The following is a 14,112-nucleotide window of genomic DNA, read 5'->3' on the forward strand; positions in this document are numbered from 1 at the left end:
CTAGGCGGCGCGCGGCCGGTGCCCGCGCGCATGACCGTTACAGGGCCGGAAGGGGCGTCAGGGGAGCGTTCAGCCATTTTTCCGACAACCCGTTCAGCGCGCCGTTCAGCTTGTTGTGCAGAACGAAGACGTTGACCCACTGGAGCAGGTCGATGTTGCCGGATTTCACGCCGATATAGCAGGGCGAGTTGGCAATGATGAACTTGTTTTCCAGCTTGAGGTCCGGATTGTCGTTGGTGATGCCCAGCGCCACCATGTTGCCGGTGACGATCACATCCGCCTGGCCAGAGACATAGGCGGCAATGGTCGCCGCGTTGTCGCCGAAGCGGATGATTTCGGCGCCTTCAGGCGCGTCATCGGTGATGGCCAGGTCTTCCAGCGTGCCGCCGGTCACCGCGATGGTCTTGCCGGCGAAATCCGCGATGCTGGTGACCAGGACATCCGGCTTGGCAAACGCGCCGGAGAAGAACGGCGCATAGGCATGGGAGAACCAGATGGACTTGGCCCGCTCCGGATTGGCGCCGAGAGTGGCGACAACGAGGTCCACCCGGTCGGTCTCCAGGAACGGAATGCGCTGCTTGGAGGTCACCGGCACGAGTTCCAGTTCGACCCCGAGATCTTCGGCAATCATCTTGGCGACGTCGACATCGTAGCCGACATATTCGCCCTCAGGGCCGAGCGAGCCGAAGGGCGGGAAGTTTTCCGGGATGCCGACGCGCACCTTGCCTGCCGACAGGATGTCCTTGAGTTCCGCCGAGGCCGGAGCGGTCATCAGCATTGCGGCGGCCAGGGCCGCGCCCGCCAGACCGGCTATTTTCTTGAACATTTCCACTTAACTCCTTGCTTTCATCAAAAGACGGGAACAATCAGGCGGCCGCGGTCGGGCGGCCCTTGGACGATGTGGAGCCGAGGCGTTTTTCCAGGCGACGGGACCACACGGACAACGGGAAACAGAGCGAAAAGTAGATCATCGCCATGATCGGATAGATGATGAAGGGCTGCGTGCCGGGGACCGATGCATTCGCCCAGCGCTTGCCGATGGCCATCAGGTCGTGAAAGCCGATGATATAGGCCAGCGACGTTCCCTTGATGATCTGCACCATGAAGCCGACCGTCGGCGCGATTGCCAGCCGGACGGCCTGGGGCAGGATGATCAGGACCATGATCTGCACGAAGGTGAGGCCCAGGGCCTTGCCGCCTTCATGCTGGCCGGCGGGAATCGCCGTCAGCGCCCCGCGCCAGACCTCCGCCAGATAGGCGCTGGTATAGAGAGTCAGCGCGATGCCGGCCGCGTACCAGGGGTCGACCTGGATGTCGAACAGCCGCGGCACGCCGAGGCCGAACAGGAACAGCAGCATCAGGAGCGGGGCGGACTGGAACAGCCAGGTATAGGCCGCAAAGGCCCGGTTGAGCGGCTTGAGCGGCGACACCCGCGCGGCCGTCACGGCAAGGGCGATGAGACCGCCGCCCAGAAAGGCGATCAGCGACAGATAGATGGTGAATTGCGTGGCTTCCAGAAGCTGGAACAGCACGATGCCGAAGGGCTTGCCGAGAACGTCTGTAAAGATCTCCTTCACCGGACGGTCCTCCATTTGAACAGCCGGTCGTGCAGCATCGCCAGGGCGGTCTTGAAGGTCAGCGACATCAGAACGTAAATCACCGTCAGCGTGAAGAATACCTCGAAGGAACGGAAGCTGCGGCTGTCGATGAAGAGCCCAGCCCAGGTGAGATCGGTAACGCTGATTTCCGAAATGACGCCGGTCGTCAGGAAGAGAAAGATGAACTGGCTGTTGAGCGAGGGATACATGGCGGCGGCTGCCTGCGGGAAGGTGATCTTCAGGAAGCAGAGCCAGCGCGGCAGGCCGAGCGCGTCGGCGGCCTCGGTCTGTCCGGAGCCGATGGAGGCAAGGCCGGCGCGCAGGATCTCCGCGAAATAGGCGGAAAAGTTCAGCGTCAGCGCCAGGAGCGCATGAGCCCAGAACGGCCACTGGTAGCCCAGCAGCAGCGGCAGGCCGAAGGCGACGAAGAACATCTGCACGATCAGCGGCGTGTTGCGGATGAGTTCCACATAGACGGTTGCCACATGCGCCAGGACCGGGACCCTGTGATGGCGCACGGCGGCTATCAGGACGGCGAACAGAAATCCGAACAGCCCGCCGCCGACCGTCAGCGCCGCGCTGACCAGGGCTCCGTTGAAGAGCAGCCACAGATATTCATGATTACGGTAGATCTCGAAAAATCTAAGGTCGGCCATGGTGCCGTCCGGATGAGTTCAACTGCAAGGACAAGCGTCATCCCCTGTTTTTGGTTTTGGCCGTCATCCGCAATAATCGTGCCATGCCGGTGAGGGACATCTGACGCCGGGTAAACGGCTGGCATTTGAACGCCTTGCCTTGCCCGGGAAGGATCCCGCCGCGCTCCGTGCCGGTTTTTTATGCGTTTGCCCAACTGGTGGGCGCGTTGTGCGATTTCGTCGCTTGTCGTCAGCCACACGCCTTCGCGGGAAGTGATGTAATCCTGAACTTTGGTGAAAAGCACTTCGGACAAGACTGACGACACTGCAAGCGGCCGCCGTGCGTTGCCTCGGCGGTTGCGGCCTTTGCTGAATCGGCTTACATCGGCCTTGGAGCAAACTGACTCTCAATCGCTTGAAATCCTTGGAACAAATTTCGCTTGAGGGCGATGGGAGCTGCATTTTGATTGACGTATGTCAGTTCGCCGCGCAGATTAGCCTGCCCTGGAGGTGGAATGGCCAAACCGACCGTACATGATATTGCGCGCGAGGCCGGTGTCAGCCTGTCGACGGTCGACAGGGTCCTGAACGGCCGGGCGGATGTCAGGCCCAAGAATGCCGAACGGGTCAAGGCGGCGGTCGAAAGGCTCGGCTATGTGCGCGACACCCATGCCGCCAATCTCGCCAAGCAGCGGCGTTACAAATTCGTCTTCGTGCTTCCCGAGGGCCCCAATCATTTTGTCGAGACGATCGTGGCCGCGGTGCGTGAGGCGGGCTATGCGCAGGCGAGCGACAGGGTGGATGTGGCGATCATGCCCGTCAATGCCGGCGACCCGCACGCGATCGTCGCCCGCCTGCAAACGCTCGATCTCCACTCGCTGGACGGTGTGGCGATCATGGTGCCGGAAACCCCGCAGGTCCGCGATGCCATCGCGCATATCAGGGAAGCCGGTATTCACGTCGTCGCCTTCGTCTCCGATCTTCCGAACTCGAAATGCGACCACTTCGTCGGCATCGACAACTTTTCCGCCGGGCAGACGGCCGGAGCCCTGCTTGGAAAGTTCCTGCGCAACGAAACCGGAAGCATCCTGGTCGTCACCAATTCCATGGTGGCCCGCGACAGCATCGAGCGGCGCTATGGTATGGACGAGGTGGTGTCACGGGATTTCCCGCGCCTGAGAGCCCTGCCGACGATCGAATTCTACGACGACCCGCAGCGCATCCGGGAAACCCTCGCGCATGCGCTCACCGCCCATCCCGACCTCAAGGCGGTCTATTCCATGGGCTCGGGCAATGCGGTGATGCTCGATGCCTTGCGGGACAATGCGGATGTGAAGGACCTGGTGGTGATTGCCCACGACCTGACCGCCGTGACGCGGCAGGGCCTCACGGATGGCGAGATCGATGCGGTGATCGCCCAGAATGTCGGCCATCTCGTCCGCAGCGCCCTGCGCGTCATGCGTGCCAAGTGCGACGCTACGGTCATTTTCGAGGCCCAGGAGCAGATCCGCATCGAGATCATCCTGCGCGAGAACCTTTATTGAGCAGATTTTCGCACAAGTTTCGCACAGACGTTAATCAGTAAATTCCTATCTGAATCAATGTCCTGAAGCTGGATCACAGCTTTTTGGTAAGAATTTTGACTCTCAAAAAGAAATACGTATGTCAATTTGTGGATTGACGAGACATACGTATGTCAATTAGGTTGATCCTGCACTTGGAGGAGTGCTGCTGCCCGGCGGGCGCCGGTGCGCGATCATTTCGGGAGGAAATCACCCATGAAGACTGCGAAACTTCTCGCGGCAACCGCTCTCGTGGCGGTGAGCGGACTTAACGTGTCGAATGCGCGGGCCGACGACCTGACGCTGTGCTGGGCCGCTTGGGATCCGGCCAATGCGCTGGTTGAACTGTCCAAGGAATTTGAAGCCGAATCCGGCCACACGATGCATTTCGAATTCGTGCCCTGGCCGAATTTTGCGTCCCGCATGCTCAACGAGCTGAACTCCGGCGGCAAGCTGTGCGACCTTCTGATCGGCGACAGCCAGTGGATCGGCGGCGGCGCCGAAAACGGCCATTATGTCAAGCTGAACGACTTCTTCGACAGGGAAGGCATCAGCATGGACGATTTCGCCCCGGCGACCGTCCATGCCTATTCCACCTGGCCGAAGGGATCGCCGAACTATTACGCATTGCCGGCCATGGGCGATGCGAACGGCTGGTTCTACCGCAAGGACTGGTTCGAAAATCCGGACCTGAGCGCGGAATTCAAGGACAAGCACGGCCGGGATCTCGCCCCGCCGACGACCCAGGCGGAGCTGCTTGAGGTCGCCCAGTTCTTCCAGGGCCGCGAGATCGACGGCAAGACCCGCTACGGCGCGGCGATCTTCACCGAGCGCGGTTCGGAAGGCATCACCATGGGCGCCACCAGCGCCATGTATCCCTTCGGCTTCAAATACGAAATGACGCCGGGCCAATACGACATGGAAGGCGCGGTGAACTCGGCGGAAGCCGTGGCCGGCCTGGAGTTCTACAAGGAGCTCTACAAGACAGCGACACCCCCGGCTACACCGACAGCTACATGGAACAGTCGCTCGATGCGTTCAAGTCGGGCCAGGTGGCCATGGCGATGAACTGGTTCGCCTTCTTCCCCGGCCTTTATGCCGACCCGGATGTCGGCGGCGACAAGATCGGTTTCTTCGTCAATCCGGAGCAGAACGTGCCGGCCTCGACGCTCGGCGGGCAGGGGATCTCGGTGGTCGCCTATTCCGACAAGCAGGATGCGGCGCTGGAATACGTCAAGTGGTTCGCCCAGCCCTCGGTTCAGAAGAAGTGGTGGGATCTCGGCGGCTATTCCTGTCACCTCAGCGTGCTGAACGATCCCGGTTTTGCCGAGAGCGCCCCCTTCGCTCCCGACTTCCTTCTGGCCATGGAGAACGTCAAGGATTTCTGGCAGGAGCCGGCCTATGCCGAGCTGCTGCTGGCGATGCAGAAACGGCTGCATGACTATGTGGTCGCCGACCAGGGCACGGCGCAGGAAGCGCTCGACAAGCTGATCGAGGACTGGACCGAGGTCTTCGAGGACGAAGGCAAGCTCTAGGGTCCGTACCCTAGGCAGCCGGTCAACCGGCAAACAGCAGGCGGCCCGTCCATCAGGCGGGCTGCCTCACCCTGAAAGGCCGGCCCGGGCTCCTGGCCCCGCGTCTTTCCGGAACCGTTTCTCCAAAAGAGCGTCACATGTCCGACACCCCCATAGACCGCGTTGCAAAGGCGACGCCGCCCTCCGTGGCCGCGAAGATCCGAGGGTTTTCCGATCGCACGATCGCCTGGCTTTTCGTCGCGCCGACGATCTTCCTGCTGCTTGCGGTGAACATCTTTCCGCTGCTCTGGACGATCAACCTGAGCTTCACCAATTTTCGCGCCAACCGGCCGGGCCGCGAGGTCGACTATATCGGCTTGCGCAACTACCAGCGCATCCTGACCGACGGCGACATCTGGCTGACCATGCAGGCGACGGCGCATTTCCTGTTCTGGACGATTGTCCTGCAGGTGCTGATCGGTTTCACGCTGGCCTGGCTGATCAACCGGAAGTTCAAGGGCAACGACCTTTGGACCACCCTGATCGTGCTGCCGATGATGCTGTCGCCGGCCGTGGTCGGCAACTTCTGGACCTTCCTCTACCAGCCGCAGATCGGCCTGTTCAATTACGGCGTTTCCTTTTTCACCGGCATCGATCCGTCCTCCTTCCAGATGATCGGCGATGTCGACCTGGCGCCCTGGGCGATCATCATCGTCGACACCTGGATGTGGACGCCTTTCGTGATGCTCATCTGCCTCGCCGGGCTGAGGTCGATACCGGACTATATCTACGAGGCCGCGGAGATCGACCGGGCGAGCAAGTGGCGCCAGTTCTGGACCATCACCGTGCCCATGGTGCTGCCGTTCCTGATGCTGGCCGTCCTGTTCCGCGGCATCGAGAACTTCAAGATGTTCGACCTGGTGGTGCAGCTGACCGGCGGCGGACCGGGGTCGGTGACCGAACTCACCTCCATCAACCTCAAGCGGGAAGCATTCGAGAAGTGGCGTACGGGCTATGCCTCGGCCTACGCGATCGTCCTGTTCGTGACCGTGTTCGGCCTCGCCTCGATCTACGTCAAAGCCCTCAACAAGGTGAAAGAAAGATGAGCAGTTATTCGATCACCGAACCGTCTCCGCGGCAGAAATGGGCCGCCGGCACGCTGGTCATCGCCTATGCGGTCATCACCCTGCTGCCGCTGGTCTGGATCCTGACGACCGGCTTCAAGTCGCCGGTCGACGCCATCGCCTATCCGCCGAAAATCGTTTTCGAGCCCTCGCTTGAAGGCTATGTGAACCTCTTTACGACGCGCACACGGGTCACGCCCGAGCAGCTCGAGGCCCTGCCGCCTCCGGCGACCTGGTACGAAGAGATCGTCCGCGACCGCGACATGGTGATCGCCGGCCCGTCGCGCTATGGCGAGCGGTTCCTGAATTCCGTGATCATCGGCTTCGGCTCCACCTTCCTGTCGGTCTTCCTCGGAACGCTGGCGGCCTATGCCTTTTCCAGGTTCAAGATACCGCTGAAGGACGATCTACTGTTCTTCATCCTCTCCACCCGGATGATGCCGCCAATCGCCGTCGCCATCCCGATCTTCCTGATGTTCCGCACGCTGGGACTTTCCGACACCCATCTCGGCATGATCCTGCTCTATACGGCGGTGAACATCTCGCTGGCGGTCTGGCTTTTGAAAGGCTTCATCGACGAGATCCCGCGCGAATACGAGGAAGCGGCGCTGATCGACGGCTACACGCGCTTCCAGGCCTTCTACAAGGTCGTGCTGCCGCAGGCGGCAACGGGGATCGCCTCGACCGCCATCTTCTGCCTGATCTTTTCGTGGAACGAATATGCGTTCGCGGTGCTGCTGACATCCGGCACGGCCCAGACGGCGCCGCCCTTCATCCCGACCATCATCGGCGTCGGCGGCCAGGACTGGCCGGCGGTGGCGGCGGGCGCAACGCTGTTCCTCGTGCCCGTCATGGTCTTCACCATCCTGCTGCGCAAGCATCTTCTGCGTGGCATCACATTCGGAGCGGTACGCAAATGAGCGAGTTCCTGAGTGGTCTTGTCCACCTCCGCCGCGGGTCCTGGGAAATGCTGGCATCCATCCTGATCGCCGTCGGCGTGGTCATGCTGATGCAGCCGCTGGTCCTGTGGGCCTACACCTATTCCTTCATCGTCACGCTGACCGGAACGGTGATGTTCATCGTCGTCAGCCACTTTCCGGAGTGACTGTCATGGCAGAGATCGTAATCAGAAACCTCAGGAAGGAGTTCGGGGATTTCACCGCCGTGCAGTCCTCCTCCTTCAAGATCGAGGACGGCGAGTTCTTCATGCTGCTCGGTCCGTCCGGCTGCGGAAAGACGACAACCCTGCGCATGATCGCCGGGCTGGAACTGCCCACTTCGGGGGAGATCTATATCGACGGCGAGGAGGTCGGCCGGAAGCCGGCCAGCAAACGCGACATCGCCTTCGTCTTCCAGATGTTCGCCCTTTATCCGCACATGAACGTGCGCAGGAACATCAGCTATCCGCTGGTCAGCCAGGGCATGCCCAGGGCGCAGGTTGCGGAAAAGGTCGAGGAGGTTTCCCGCATTCTCGGCATCGGGGACATTCTCGACCGGCCGGTCAGCGGGCTTTCGGGCGGAGACCGGCAGCGTGTCGCGCTCGGACGGGCGATCGTCCGCGACCCCAAGGCCTTCATGATGGACGAGCCGCTGGGGGCGCTGGATGCGGAGTTCCGCGAGCGCATGGCCGAGGAACTGCGGGCCCTGCACGACCGGATGCGGGCAACCACCGTCTACGTGACCCATGACCAGCTGGAAGCCATGCAGATGGGCGACAAGATCGTCGTCATGAACCACGGCGTGATCGAGCAGTTCGGCACGCCGCGGGACATCTATGACAAGCCGGCAAGCATGTTCGTCGCCGACTTCATCGGCTCGCCGCCGATGAATTTCCTGAGGTTCCATGGCCAGGTCCAGCCCGGGTCCACCAGCGTGAAAATGCATCATGAGGACCTGGCCGTGCCGCGGCAGCAGGAGCCCTTCGAGGGCGACCTCGTCTACGGCATCCGGCCGGAGCATATTTCGCTGAGCGACAGCGGCACCTGCCGCGGCGAGGTGATCGCGGCGGAATATCTCGGCACCACGCAGATCGTCACGCTGGAAGCCGGCAATGGCGAGCTCAAGGCCCGGATCCCGTCGGACCAGCCGGTGCGCACGGGCGAGCATGTCGGCCTGGAATTCAACGGCGCCGCAGTCACCCTGTTCGACAATCAATCGGGCCGTGCCCTGCGCTCGGACCTCAATATGGGAGTGCTGGCGCATGTCTGAGGTCAGGCTGTCCAATCTCACCAGGACCTTCGGGGAGACCGTTGCTGTCGATGAGGTGAGCATGACCGTCCCGAACGGCGCTTTCGTCACGCTGCTCGGCCCGACCGGGGCGGGCAAGACCACCATTCTGCGGCTGATCGCCGGGCTGGAGCAGGCCGACCGGGGCGAGATCTTCATCGGCAGCCGGGCGGTTGCCGACGAGACGCCGGCGCAGCGCAACGTGGCGATGGTGTTCCAGCAGTATTCGCTCTATCCGCATATGAGCGTGCGCGACAACCTGGCCTTTCCGCTGCGCTCGCCCTTGCTGAAAACCCCGGAAGCGCAGATCGAGCGCAAGGTGAACGAGGTCGCGGAAGTCCTCAGGATTTCCCACAAGCTCAACAACAAGGCGACCAATCTTTCCGGCGGCGAGATGCAGCGGGTTTCGATCGGCCGGGCCCTGGTGCGCGATCCGTCGATCTATCTGATGGACGAGCCCCTGAGTTCGCTGGATGCAAAACTCCGCTCGGACCTGCGCATCGAGCTGAAGCGCGTACAGGAAAGTCTCGGCGCAACGCTGCTCTATGTCACCCATGACCAGATCGAGGCGATGACCATGGCAACCCATGTCGGGGTGCTCGATCACGGCCGGCTGGTACAGTTCGGCACACCGCGGGAGATCTACGAGAACCCGGTCAACCTCTATGTGGCCGGCCGGCTCGGCCAACCGCGCATCAACGTGCTGCCGGCGGAGATGTTTGCCGGCGCGCCGGGCGGTGCCAGGACGATCGGCCTTCGGCCCGAACATATCGCGCAAGGCGAGGGCAAGTCCTCTACTGTGAAGCGGGTGGAGCACCTGGGCGACCAGATCCGCCTGCACCTGACCCTGGAGGGACATGACATCGTCACATTTTCGGACCCAAACAAGGATTACGAGCCGGGCGACATGGTCGCCATTCAGCCGCGCAATCCGCTTTTCTTCGACGCCGCCGGCGCACGTATTGCCTGAGGAGACGGGACATGAAGCAGTTCATCAATTCGAAGGAAACACTCGTCACCGAGGCGATCGACGGAACCCTGAGAACCGCCGGCGGACGGCTGGCGCGCCTCGACGGCTATCCGCATATCAAGGTGGTCGTCCGGGCCGACTGGGACAGATCGAAGGTGGCCCTCGTTTCCGGCGGCGGCTCCGGCCACGAGCCGAGCCATGCCGGGTTCGTCGGCCAGGGCATGCTGACGGCGGCCGTGTGCGGCGAGGTCTTTGCCTCGCCTTCGGTGGATGCGGTGCTGGCCGGCATTCTGGCGGTGACGGGCAAGGCGGGCTGCCTGCTGATCGTCAAGAACTACACCGGCGACCGGCTCAATTTCGGCCTGGCGGCGGAACGGGCGCGGGCCTTCGGGCTGAAGGTCAACATGGTGATCGTCGATGACGATGTCGCCCTGCCGGACCTGCCGCAGGCCCGCGGGGTCGCCGGGACGCTGTTCGTGCACAAGATCGCCGGCGCGCTGGCCGACCAGGGGGCGGATCTCGATACCGTCACCGAAGCGGCCAAACGTGTGATCGGCGGCGCGATTTCCATCGGCATGTCGCTGGACACCTGCACCATTCCGGGGGCACCGAAGGAAGATCGGATCGGCCTGGGCAAGGCGGAACTCGGCCTTGGTATTCACGGCGAGGCCGGTGTCGAGCAGGTCGACTTCTCCAATGCCCGGGCCGCCATGGCGATGGTGGTCGACCGGCTAGAGCCGAATCTTTCACCCGGTCCCCATGTGGCGATCCTCAACAATCTCGGCGGCACGACGCCGCTGGAAATGGCGGTGCTCGCCGAGGAACTGACCCTGTCGCGGATCGGCGGGCGGATCCGCTGGCTGATCGGCCCGGCGGCGCTGATGACCTCGCTCGACATGCACGGCTTCTCCGTGTCCCTGTTGCCGGTCAGCAAGGCGGACGAGGCGGCCCTCCAGGCGCCGGTGGCGCCCTGGGCCTGGCCAGGCTGCCTTGCGCTCGGTCCGGTCTCCGTGCTGCCCCTGCCGGACGGGCTGACGCCGATCCGGCCGCTGCCGTCGAAAGACCCGGAGACGCGCGCCTTCATCGAGCGCTGTTGCAACATCCTCATCGAGGCGGAAGACGATCTGAATGTGCTCGATCTGAAATCCGGGGACGGGGACACCGGCAGCACGCTGGCAACGGCAGCGCGTGCGCTGATCCGCGCCCTCGACCGTCTGCCGCTCGCCGATCTCACCCAGCTTTACCGGGCGATCGGCCTGGAACTCAGCCAGACCATGGGCGGATCGTCCGGGGTGCTGCTGGCAATCTTCTTTGCCGCCGCGGGCGATGCCTCGTCCAGCGGTCGGGATGCGATCGGCGCCCTCAAGGCCGGGCTTGACCGGATCATGCAGGTGGGCGGCGCCCAGCCGGGCGACCGGACCATGATCGACGCCCTGCTGCCGGCGCTGAATGCCCTCGAAAATGGCATCGGGGCCGCGGCGCGGGAAGCCCGGCAGGGCGCCGACGCCACGGCCCGGATCACCCGGGCGCGCGCGGGCAGGGCGTCCTACGTCTCCGAGGCCAGCCTGTCAGGCCACAACGACCCGGGCGCCGAAGCCGTTGCGCGCCTCTTCGAGCAGCTTGCCGATCAACCGGCTCTGTTATCCTCCCGGACCGCTTGAGCGGCACCTTCCGGCAGACCGTCCAGCACGGACGGTCTGCCGGTTTTTCTTGCCGTCAGAAATGCGGGTGGACGCGGGCGGTAAGCGCTGAATTGGTGCGCTTTCAGCGGTTCTGAAGAAAGACGCGACCGAGCCGCCTGGCCACTGGCACCCCCTCATCCTGAGGAAGCGCGGAGCGCTCTCTCGAAGGGTGGGCCGCTTGCTCTTGAGTATGCCGCCCATCCTTCGAGACGGACCTTGCGGTCCTCCTCAGGATGAGGGGTTGTGGGTATCAGGGCTTCACAGAAAACTTTTTAAGACCAACAGCTTATTCTGAGGCTCTCAGAGCTGTGGCAGCTTCCTTTCCAAATTGTCCAGGCCCAGTTCCGTGCCGCGGATGCGTTCCTCGACTTCCTGGAGGCCATCGAGCATGGCGACCTGTTCGGTATAGGTCATCAGGGTCTTTTCGCCCCTCGGCTGAAAGGTGATCGTGACGAGCGACGCGGACAGACGCCTGTCGCCGACATGCATGCTGTAGCCGAAGAGGATGCGGTGATCGGGGACGACGTCGAAATAGTGGGCGAGGTAGAGATGATCCTCGCCGCCGAGCAGGCGGACGCGGTTGATTTCCGATCCGCCGGGACGGCAGTCGAGAGAATACTCGGCCGTCTCCATACGCTCGTCACAGGAGAACCATTGCCGTTTGGCCTCCGCCTGGCTGAAGGCACGGAAGCAACGTGCCGGCTCGCCGTTCAGCATCCGATGGATCACGAAGCTGGTATGGTCAACGCTGCGCATCCGGTTCCTCCGTTTCGTCTCCTTCGGACCTGGCAAGAAATTCGTCCAGCCGGTCGAACTGCAGATTGAGGACGCGCTTGCGCTCCGCCACCCATTTCTCGACATCCCGGAAGGCCGTCGGGGAAAGACGGAAGGTCCTGACCCGGCCGGTCTTTTCCGAATGAACGATGCGGGCGTCCTCAAGCACGCCGAGGTGTTTGACCGCCGAGGGCAGGGCAAGGTGAAGCGGCCCGGCGATTTCCTTGACCGACAGTGCACCCTCCGACAGACGTTCGATCATGTCCCGCCGGCGCGCGTCCGACAAGGCAAAGAAGATCGCATCGAGACGGGCCGGCTCAGCAGAGGAGGCGAGATCAGGCATCGCTCAGCTCCAGGAACCGTGCAGGCATCTGATCGCGATACGGGAACATGTCGAAATAGGGCCGTGCCTCGATCAGCACGCGGCGGACGGAGGGGCGTTCGAGCAGGCGCTCGAAATAGGCCTGAAGGTTGCCGTGCCGGTCCGAAAAAGGCACCAGGATGCCGGCATAGAAGAGAGCCGGGGCGGCGGCGGCATCGGCCAGGGTGAATGCCTCGCCGGTGATCCAGGTCTCGCCCGCCAGCTGCTTCTCGATCATGTCATAGGCGGTGGCAAGCCGCCGTCTGGCATCCTCCACGCCGGCGGGATCGCGGGCTTCTTCCGGCCGGATCCGGTCCACCACGATTTTCTGAACATGCTCCTGGACGTAGTGGTCGAAGATCCTGTCCCACAGGCGGGCGTCCAGGCAAATGTCCGGGTCGTCGGGCAGCATCGGCGTGGCTCCCGGATAATGGCGGTCGAGATATTCGATAATGATCGAGCTTTCCGGAACGACCTTGCCGCGCTCGCGGTCCTTCAGGACCGGCATCTTGCCGACCGGCCAGAGCTGGTAGAAGCGCGCACGGCCGTCCGGATCCATCAGATCGACGATATGCGCCTCGAACGGTGTCCCGGCTTCATAGAGCGGGATGAGCACCTTGTGACAGAAGGATGCGAGCGGGTGGTAGTGGAGTTCGAGCATCTGCGGTTTCCTCTGATCAGAAAAGGTTTCCGTTGACAGAAACTATTTCGACAGGAGGCGGGAGTCAATAAACAGTTTCTGTTTATGGAAACTTTTAGGGCTGATCAAGGAATTCCGGAAGCTTTTTTGTCTTGTCAGGGACATCCAAGCCAGAGGCGGAGTTCATACGGTCCTGCAAAACCACCCTCATCCTGAGGAGCGAGCTTGCTCGCGTCTCGAAGGATGGGCCGCTTGCTCCGAGTATGCCGCCCATGCTTCGAGACGGTCCTGACGGACCTCCTCAGCATGAGGAGGGTGGGGAGGCGAAACTGGTGCTTGATTGCGCTCAAGCCTGCAGCCAGCCGGTCACGAGATCCAGCTTCTGCTTATTGGAAAGGCCCTGGTCCTCAAGATCCGTCCAGGTGGGAAAATGGAGAACGTGGCGGATGGTCGGGCCGATGTGGTCCGTGTCGGCAGCATCGTCGAAGGCCGCAATCAGGTCGTCTGCGATGGTGCCCAGGAAGGCGGCGACGTCCGCCATCGGCTGCTGCAGGGCGGGCACTTCCGAGACGTCCCGGAAGGACACCGTCCACATTGCCCGGGTGCGGGAATAATAGTCGTAGAACGCCGCGACGGCCGTGCGGAATTTCTCGACCGGTTCGCTGATTTCGGCCCAGTCGGCCGGGTCGGGCGGCGGATTGAGAGACAGCCACTGGGAGGTGCAGGCCTGAAAGACCGCCGTCTCGTCGGGAAAGTGGCGGTAGACGGTGAGCCTTTGCACGCCGGCCCGTTCCGCAATGGCGCTGATCGAGGTGTTTCTGGGCCCGATTTCCTCGTGCAGGTGCATCGTCGCTTCAACGATTTTCTGGCGCGTTTCCGCCTGGGATTTCGCGCGCTCGGACATCTTGTAGGACCGTTTTTCTTCATTCAGTAAACATATCTGTTCACTTAATTGTTGACAAGAGAATTCCGTGCGTCTAGGTACTCAATTCAAATGAACATGATTGTTTACTGAATATGAAAGGA

The 14,112-nt window shown here is 62.4% G+C and carries 14 protein-coding genes and 1 pseudogene; 8 read left to right on the forward strand and 7 right to left on the reverse strand.

Features of this window, described 5'->3' with window-relative positions:
- Positions 1 to 37 precede the first annotated feature (37 nt).
- Genes ON753_RS05095 through ON753_RS05105 form a run of 3 tightly spaced genes read right to left on the reverse strand, consistent with a single transcriptional unit; the run spans position 38 to position 2,254 of the window.
- The gene (locus ON753_RS05095; protein ID WP_265961491.1) at positions 38 to 826 is read right to left on the reverse strand and encodes a transporter substrate-binding domain-containing protein; all 789 of its coding nucleotides are present in this window, start codon (positions 824 to 826) and stop codon (positions 38 to 40) included.
- A gap of 40 nt (positions 827 to 866) precedes the next feature.
- Positions 867 to 1,577, reverse strand: a complete 711-nt coding sequence (locus ON753_RS05100; protein WP_265961492.1) for an amino acid ABC transporter permease — start codon at positions 1,575 to 1,577, stop codon at positions 867 to 869.
- Positions 1,574 to 2,254 carry an amino acid ABC transporter permease gene (locus ON753_RS05105; protein ID WP_265961493.1) on the reverse strand — a complete coding sequence of 227 codons (681 nt, stop codon included), beginning with the start codon at positions 2,252 to 2,254 and terminating at the stop codon, positions 1,574 to 1,576. Before ON753_RS05105 ends, ON753_RS05100 begins: the two co-directional genes overlap by 4 nt.
- A 494-nt stretch (positions 2,255 to 2,748) precedes the next feature.
- On the opposite strand from ON753_RS05105, the gene ON753_RS05110 reads away from it, so the two are divergent.
- From ON753_RS05110 to ON753_RS05145, 8 genes and pseudogenes are all read left to right on the forward strand, one after another.
- Positions 2,749 to 3,777 carry a LacI family DNA-binding transcriptional regulator gene (locus tag ON753_RS05110; protein ID WP_265961494.1) on the forward strand — a complete coding sequence of 343 codons (1,029 nt, stop codon included), beginning with the start codon at positions 2,749 to 2,751 and terminating at the stop codon, positions 3,775 to 3,777.
- Between the two features lie 234 nt (positions 3,778 to 4,011).
- Positions 4,012 to 5,330, forward strand: a pseudogene (locus tag ON753_RS05115) (ABC transporter substrate-binding protein).
- 137 nt (positions 5,331 to 5,467) lie between these two features.
- Positions 5,468 to 6,415: a carbohydrate ABC transporter permease gene (locus ON753_RS05120; RefSeq protein WP_265961495.1), complete on the forward strand. Its 948-nt coding sequence runs from the start codon at positions 5,468 to 5,470 to the stop codon at positions 6,413 to 6,415.
- A complete protein-coding gene (locus ON753_RS05125; protein ID WP_265961496.1) occupies positions 6,412 to 7,353 on the forward strand; it encodes a carbohydrate ABC transporter permease in 942 nt (313 codons plus the stop codon). Before ON753_RS05120 ends, ON753_RS05125 begins: the two co-directional genes overlap by 4 nt.
- On the forward strand, positions 7,350 to 7,538 hold the full coding sequence (locus tag ON753_RS05130; protein ID WP_265961497.1) for a hypothetical protein: 189 nt from the start codon (positions 7,350 to 7,352) through the stop codon (positions 7,536 to 7,538). The genes ON753_RS05125 and ON753_RS05130 overlap by 4 nt, the downstream gene beginning before the upstream one ends.
- Before the next feature lie 5 nt (positions 7,539 to 7,543).
- Positions 7,544 to 8,641, forward strand: coding sequence for an ABC transporter ATP-binding protein (locus ON753_RS05135; RefSeq protein WP_265961498.1), 1,098 nt, complete (start codon positions 7,544 to 7,546; stop codon positions 8,639 to 8,641).
- A complete protein-coding gene (locus tag ON753_RS05140) occupies positions 8,634 to 9,629 on the forward strand; it encodes an ABC transporter ATP-binding protein (protein ID WP_265961499.1) in 996 nt (331 codons plus the stop codon). Before ON753_RS05135 ends, ON753_RS05140 begins: the two co-directional genes overlap by 8 nt.
- 11 nt (positions 9,630 to 9,640) lie before the next feature.
- Positions 9,641 to 11,290, forward strand: a complete 1,650-nt coding sequence (locus ON753_RS05145; protein ID WP_265961500.1) for a dihydroxyacetone kinase subunit DhaK — start codon at positions 9,641 to 9,643, stop codon at positions 11,288 to 11,290.
- A gap of 321 nt (positions 11,291 to 11,611) precedes the next feature.
- Here the strand turns inward: ON753_RS05145 and ON753_RS05150 are convergent, their stop codons facing one another.
- From ON753_RS05150 to ON753_RS05165, 4 genes are all read right to left on the reverse strand, one after another.
- Entirely contained in the window at positions 11,612 to 12,067 is a 456-nt protein-coding gene (locus tag ON753_RS05150; protein ID WP_265961501.1) for an SRPBCC family protein, read from the reverse strand.
- Positions 12,054 to 12,428: an ArsR/SmtB family transcription factor gene (locus ON753_RS05155; protein WP_265961502.1), complete on the reverse strand. Its 375-nt coding sequence runs from the start codon at positions 12,426 to 12,428 to the stop codon at positions 12,054 to 12,056. The genes ON753_RS05150 and ON753_RS05155 overlap by 14 nt, the downstream gene beginning before the upstream one ends.
- Positions 12,421 to 13,107, reverse strand: a complete 687-nt coding sequence (locus tag ON753_RS05160; RefSeq protein WP_265961503.1) for a glutathione S-transferase family protein — start codon at positions 13,105 to 13,107, stop codon at positions 12,421 to 12,423. Before ON753_RS05160 ends, ON753_RS05155 begins: the two co-directional genes overlap by 8 nt.
- A gap of 325 nt (positions 13,108 to 13,432) precedes the next feature.
- Complete coding sequence (locus ON753_RS05165; protein ID WP_265961504.1) at positions 13,433 to 13,990, reverse strand: TetR/AcrR family transcriptional regulator; 558 nt, start codon at positions 13,988 to 13,990, stop codon at positions 13,433 to 13,435.
- Positions 13,991 to 14,112: the final 122 nt, after the last annotated feature.

The organism is Roseibium salinum, from assembly GCF_026240905.1.
In the GTDB taxonomy this organism is placed as follows: domain Bacteria; phylum Pseudomonadota; class Alphaproteobacteria; order Rhizobiales; family Stappiaceae; genus Roseibium; species Roseibium salinum.

Coding starts and splice junctions, on each gene's coding strand:
- ON753_RS05130 (WP_265961497.1), top strand. CDS start 7,350: ATGAGCGAGTTCCTGAGTGGTCTTGTCCACCTCCGCCGCGGGTCCTGG.
- ON753_RS05125 (WP_265961496.1), top strand. CDS start 6,412: ATGAGCAGTTATTCGATCACCGAACCGTCTCCGCGGCAGAAATGGGCC.
- ON753_RS05105 (WP_265961493.1), bottom strand. CDS start 2,254: ATGGCCGACCTTAGATTTTTCGAGATCTACCGTAATCATGAATATCTG.
- ON753_RS05160 (WP_265961503.1), bottom strand. CDS start 13,107: ATGCTCGAACTCCACTACCACCCGCTCGCATCCTTCTGTCACAAGGTG.
- ON753_RS05145 (WP_265961500.1), top strand. CDS start 9,641: ATGAAGCAGTTCATCAATTCGAAGGAAACACTCGTCACCGAGGCGATC.
- ON753_RS05135 (WP_265961498.1), top strand. CDS start 7,544: ATGGCAGAGATCGTAATCAGAAACCTCAGGAAGGAGTTCGGGGATTTC.
- ON753_RS05110 (WP_265961494.1), top strand. CDS start 2,749: ATGGCCAAACCGACCGTACATGATATTGCGCGCGAGGCCGGTGTCAGC.
- ON753_RS05120 (WP_265961495.1), top strand. CDS start 5,468: ATGTCCGACACCCCCATAGACCGCGTTGCAAAGGCGACGCCGCCCTCC.
- ON753_RS05155 (WP_265961502.1), bottom strand. CDS start 12,428: ATGCCTGATCTCGCCTCCTCTGCTGAGCCGGCCCGTCTCGATGCGATC.
- ON753_RS05095 (WP_265961491.1), bottom strand. CDS start 826: ATGTTCAAGAAAATAGCCGGTCTGGCGGGCGCGGCCCTGGCCGCCGCA.
- ON753_RS05140 (WP_265961499.1), top strand. CDS start 8,634: ATGTCTGAGGTCAGGCTGTCCAATCTCACCAGGACCTTCGGGGAGACC.
- ON753_RS05165 (WP_265961504.1), bottom strand. CDS start 13,990: ATGTCCGAGCGCGCGAAATCCCAGGCGGAAACGCGCCAGAAAATCGTT.
- ON753_RS05150 (WP_265961501.1), bottom strand. CDS start 12,067: ATGCGCAGCGTTGACCATACCAGCTTCGTGATCCATCGGATGCTGAAC.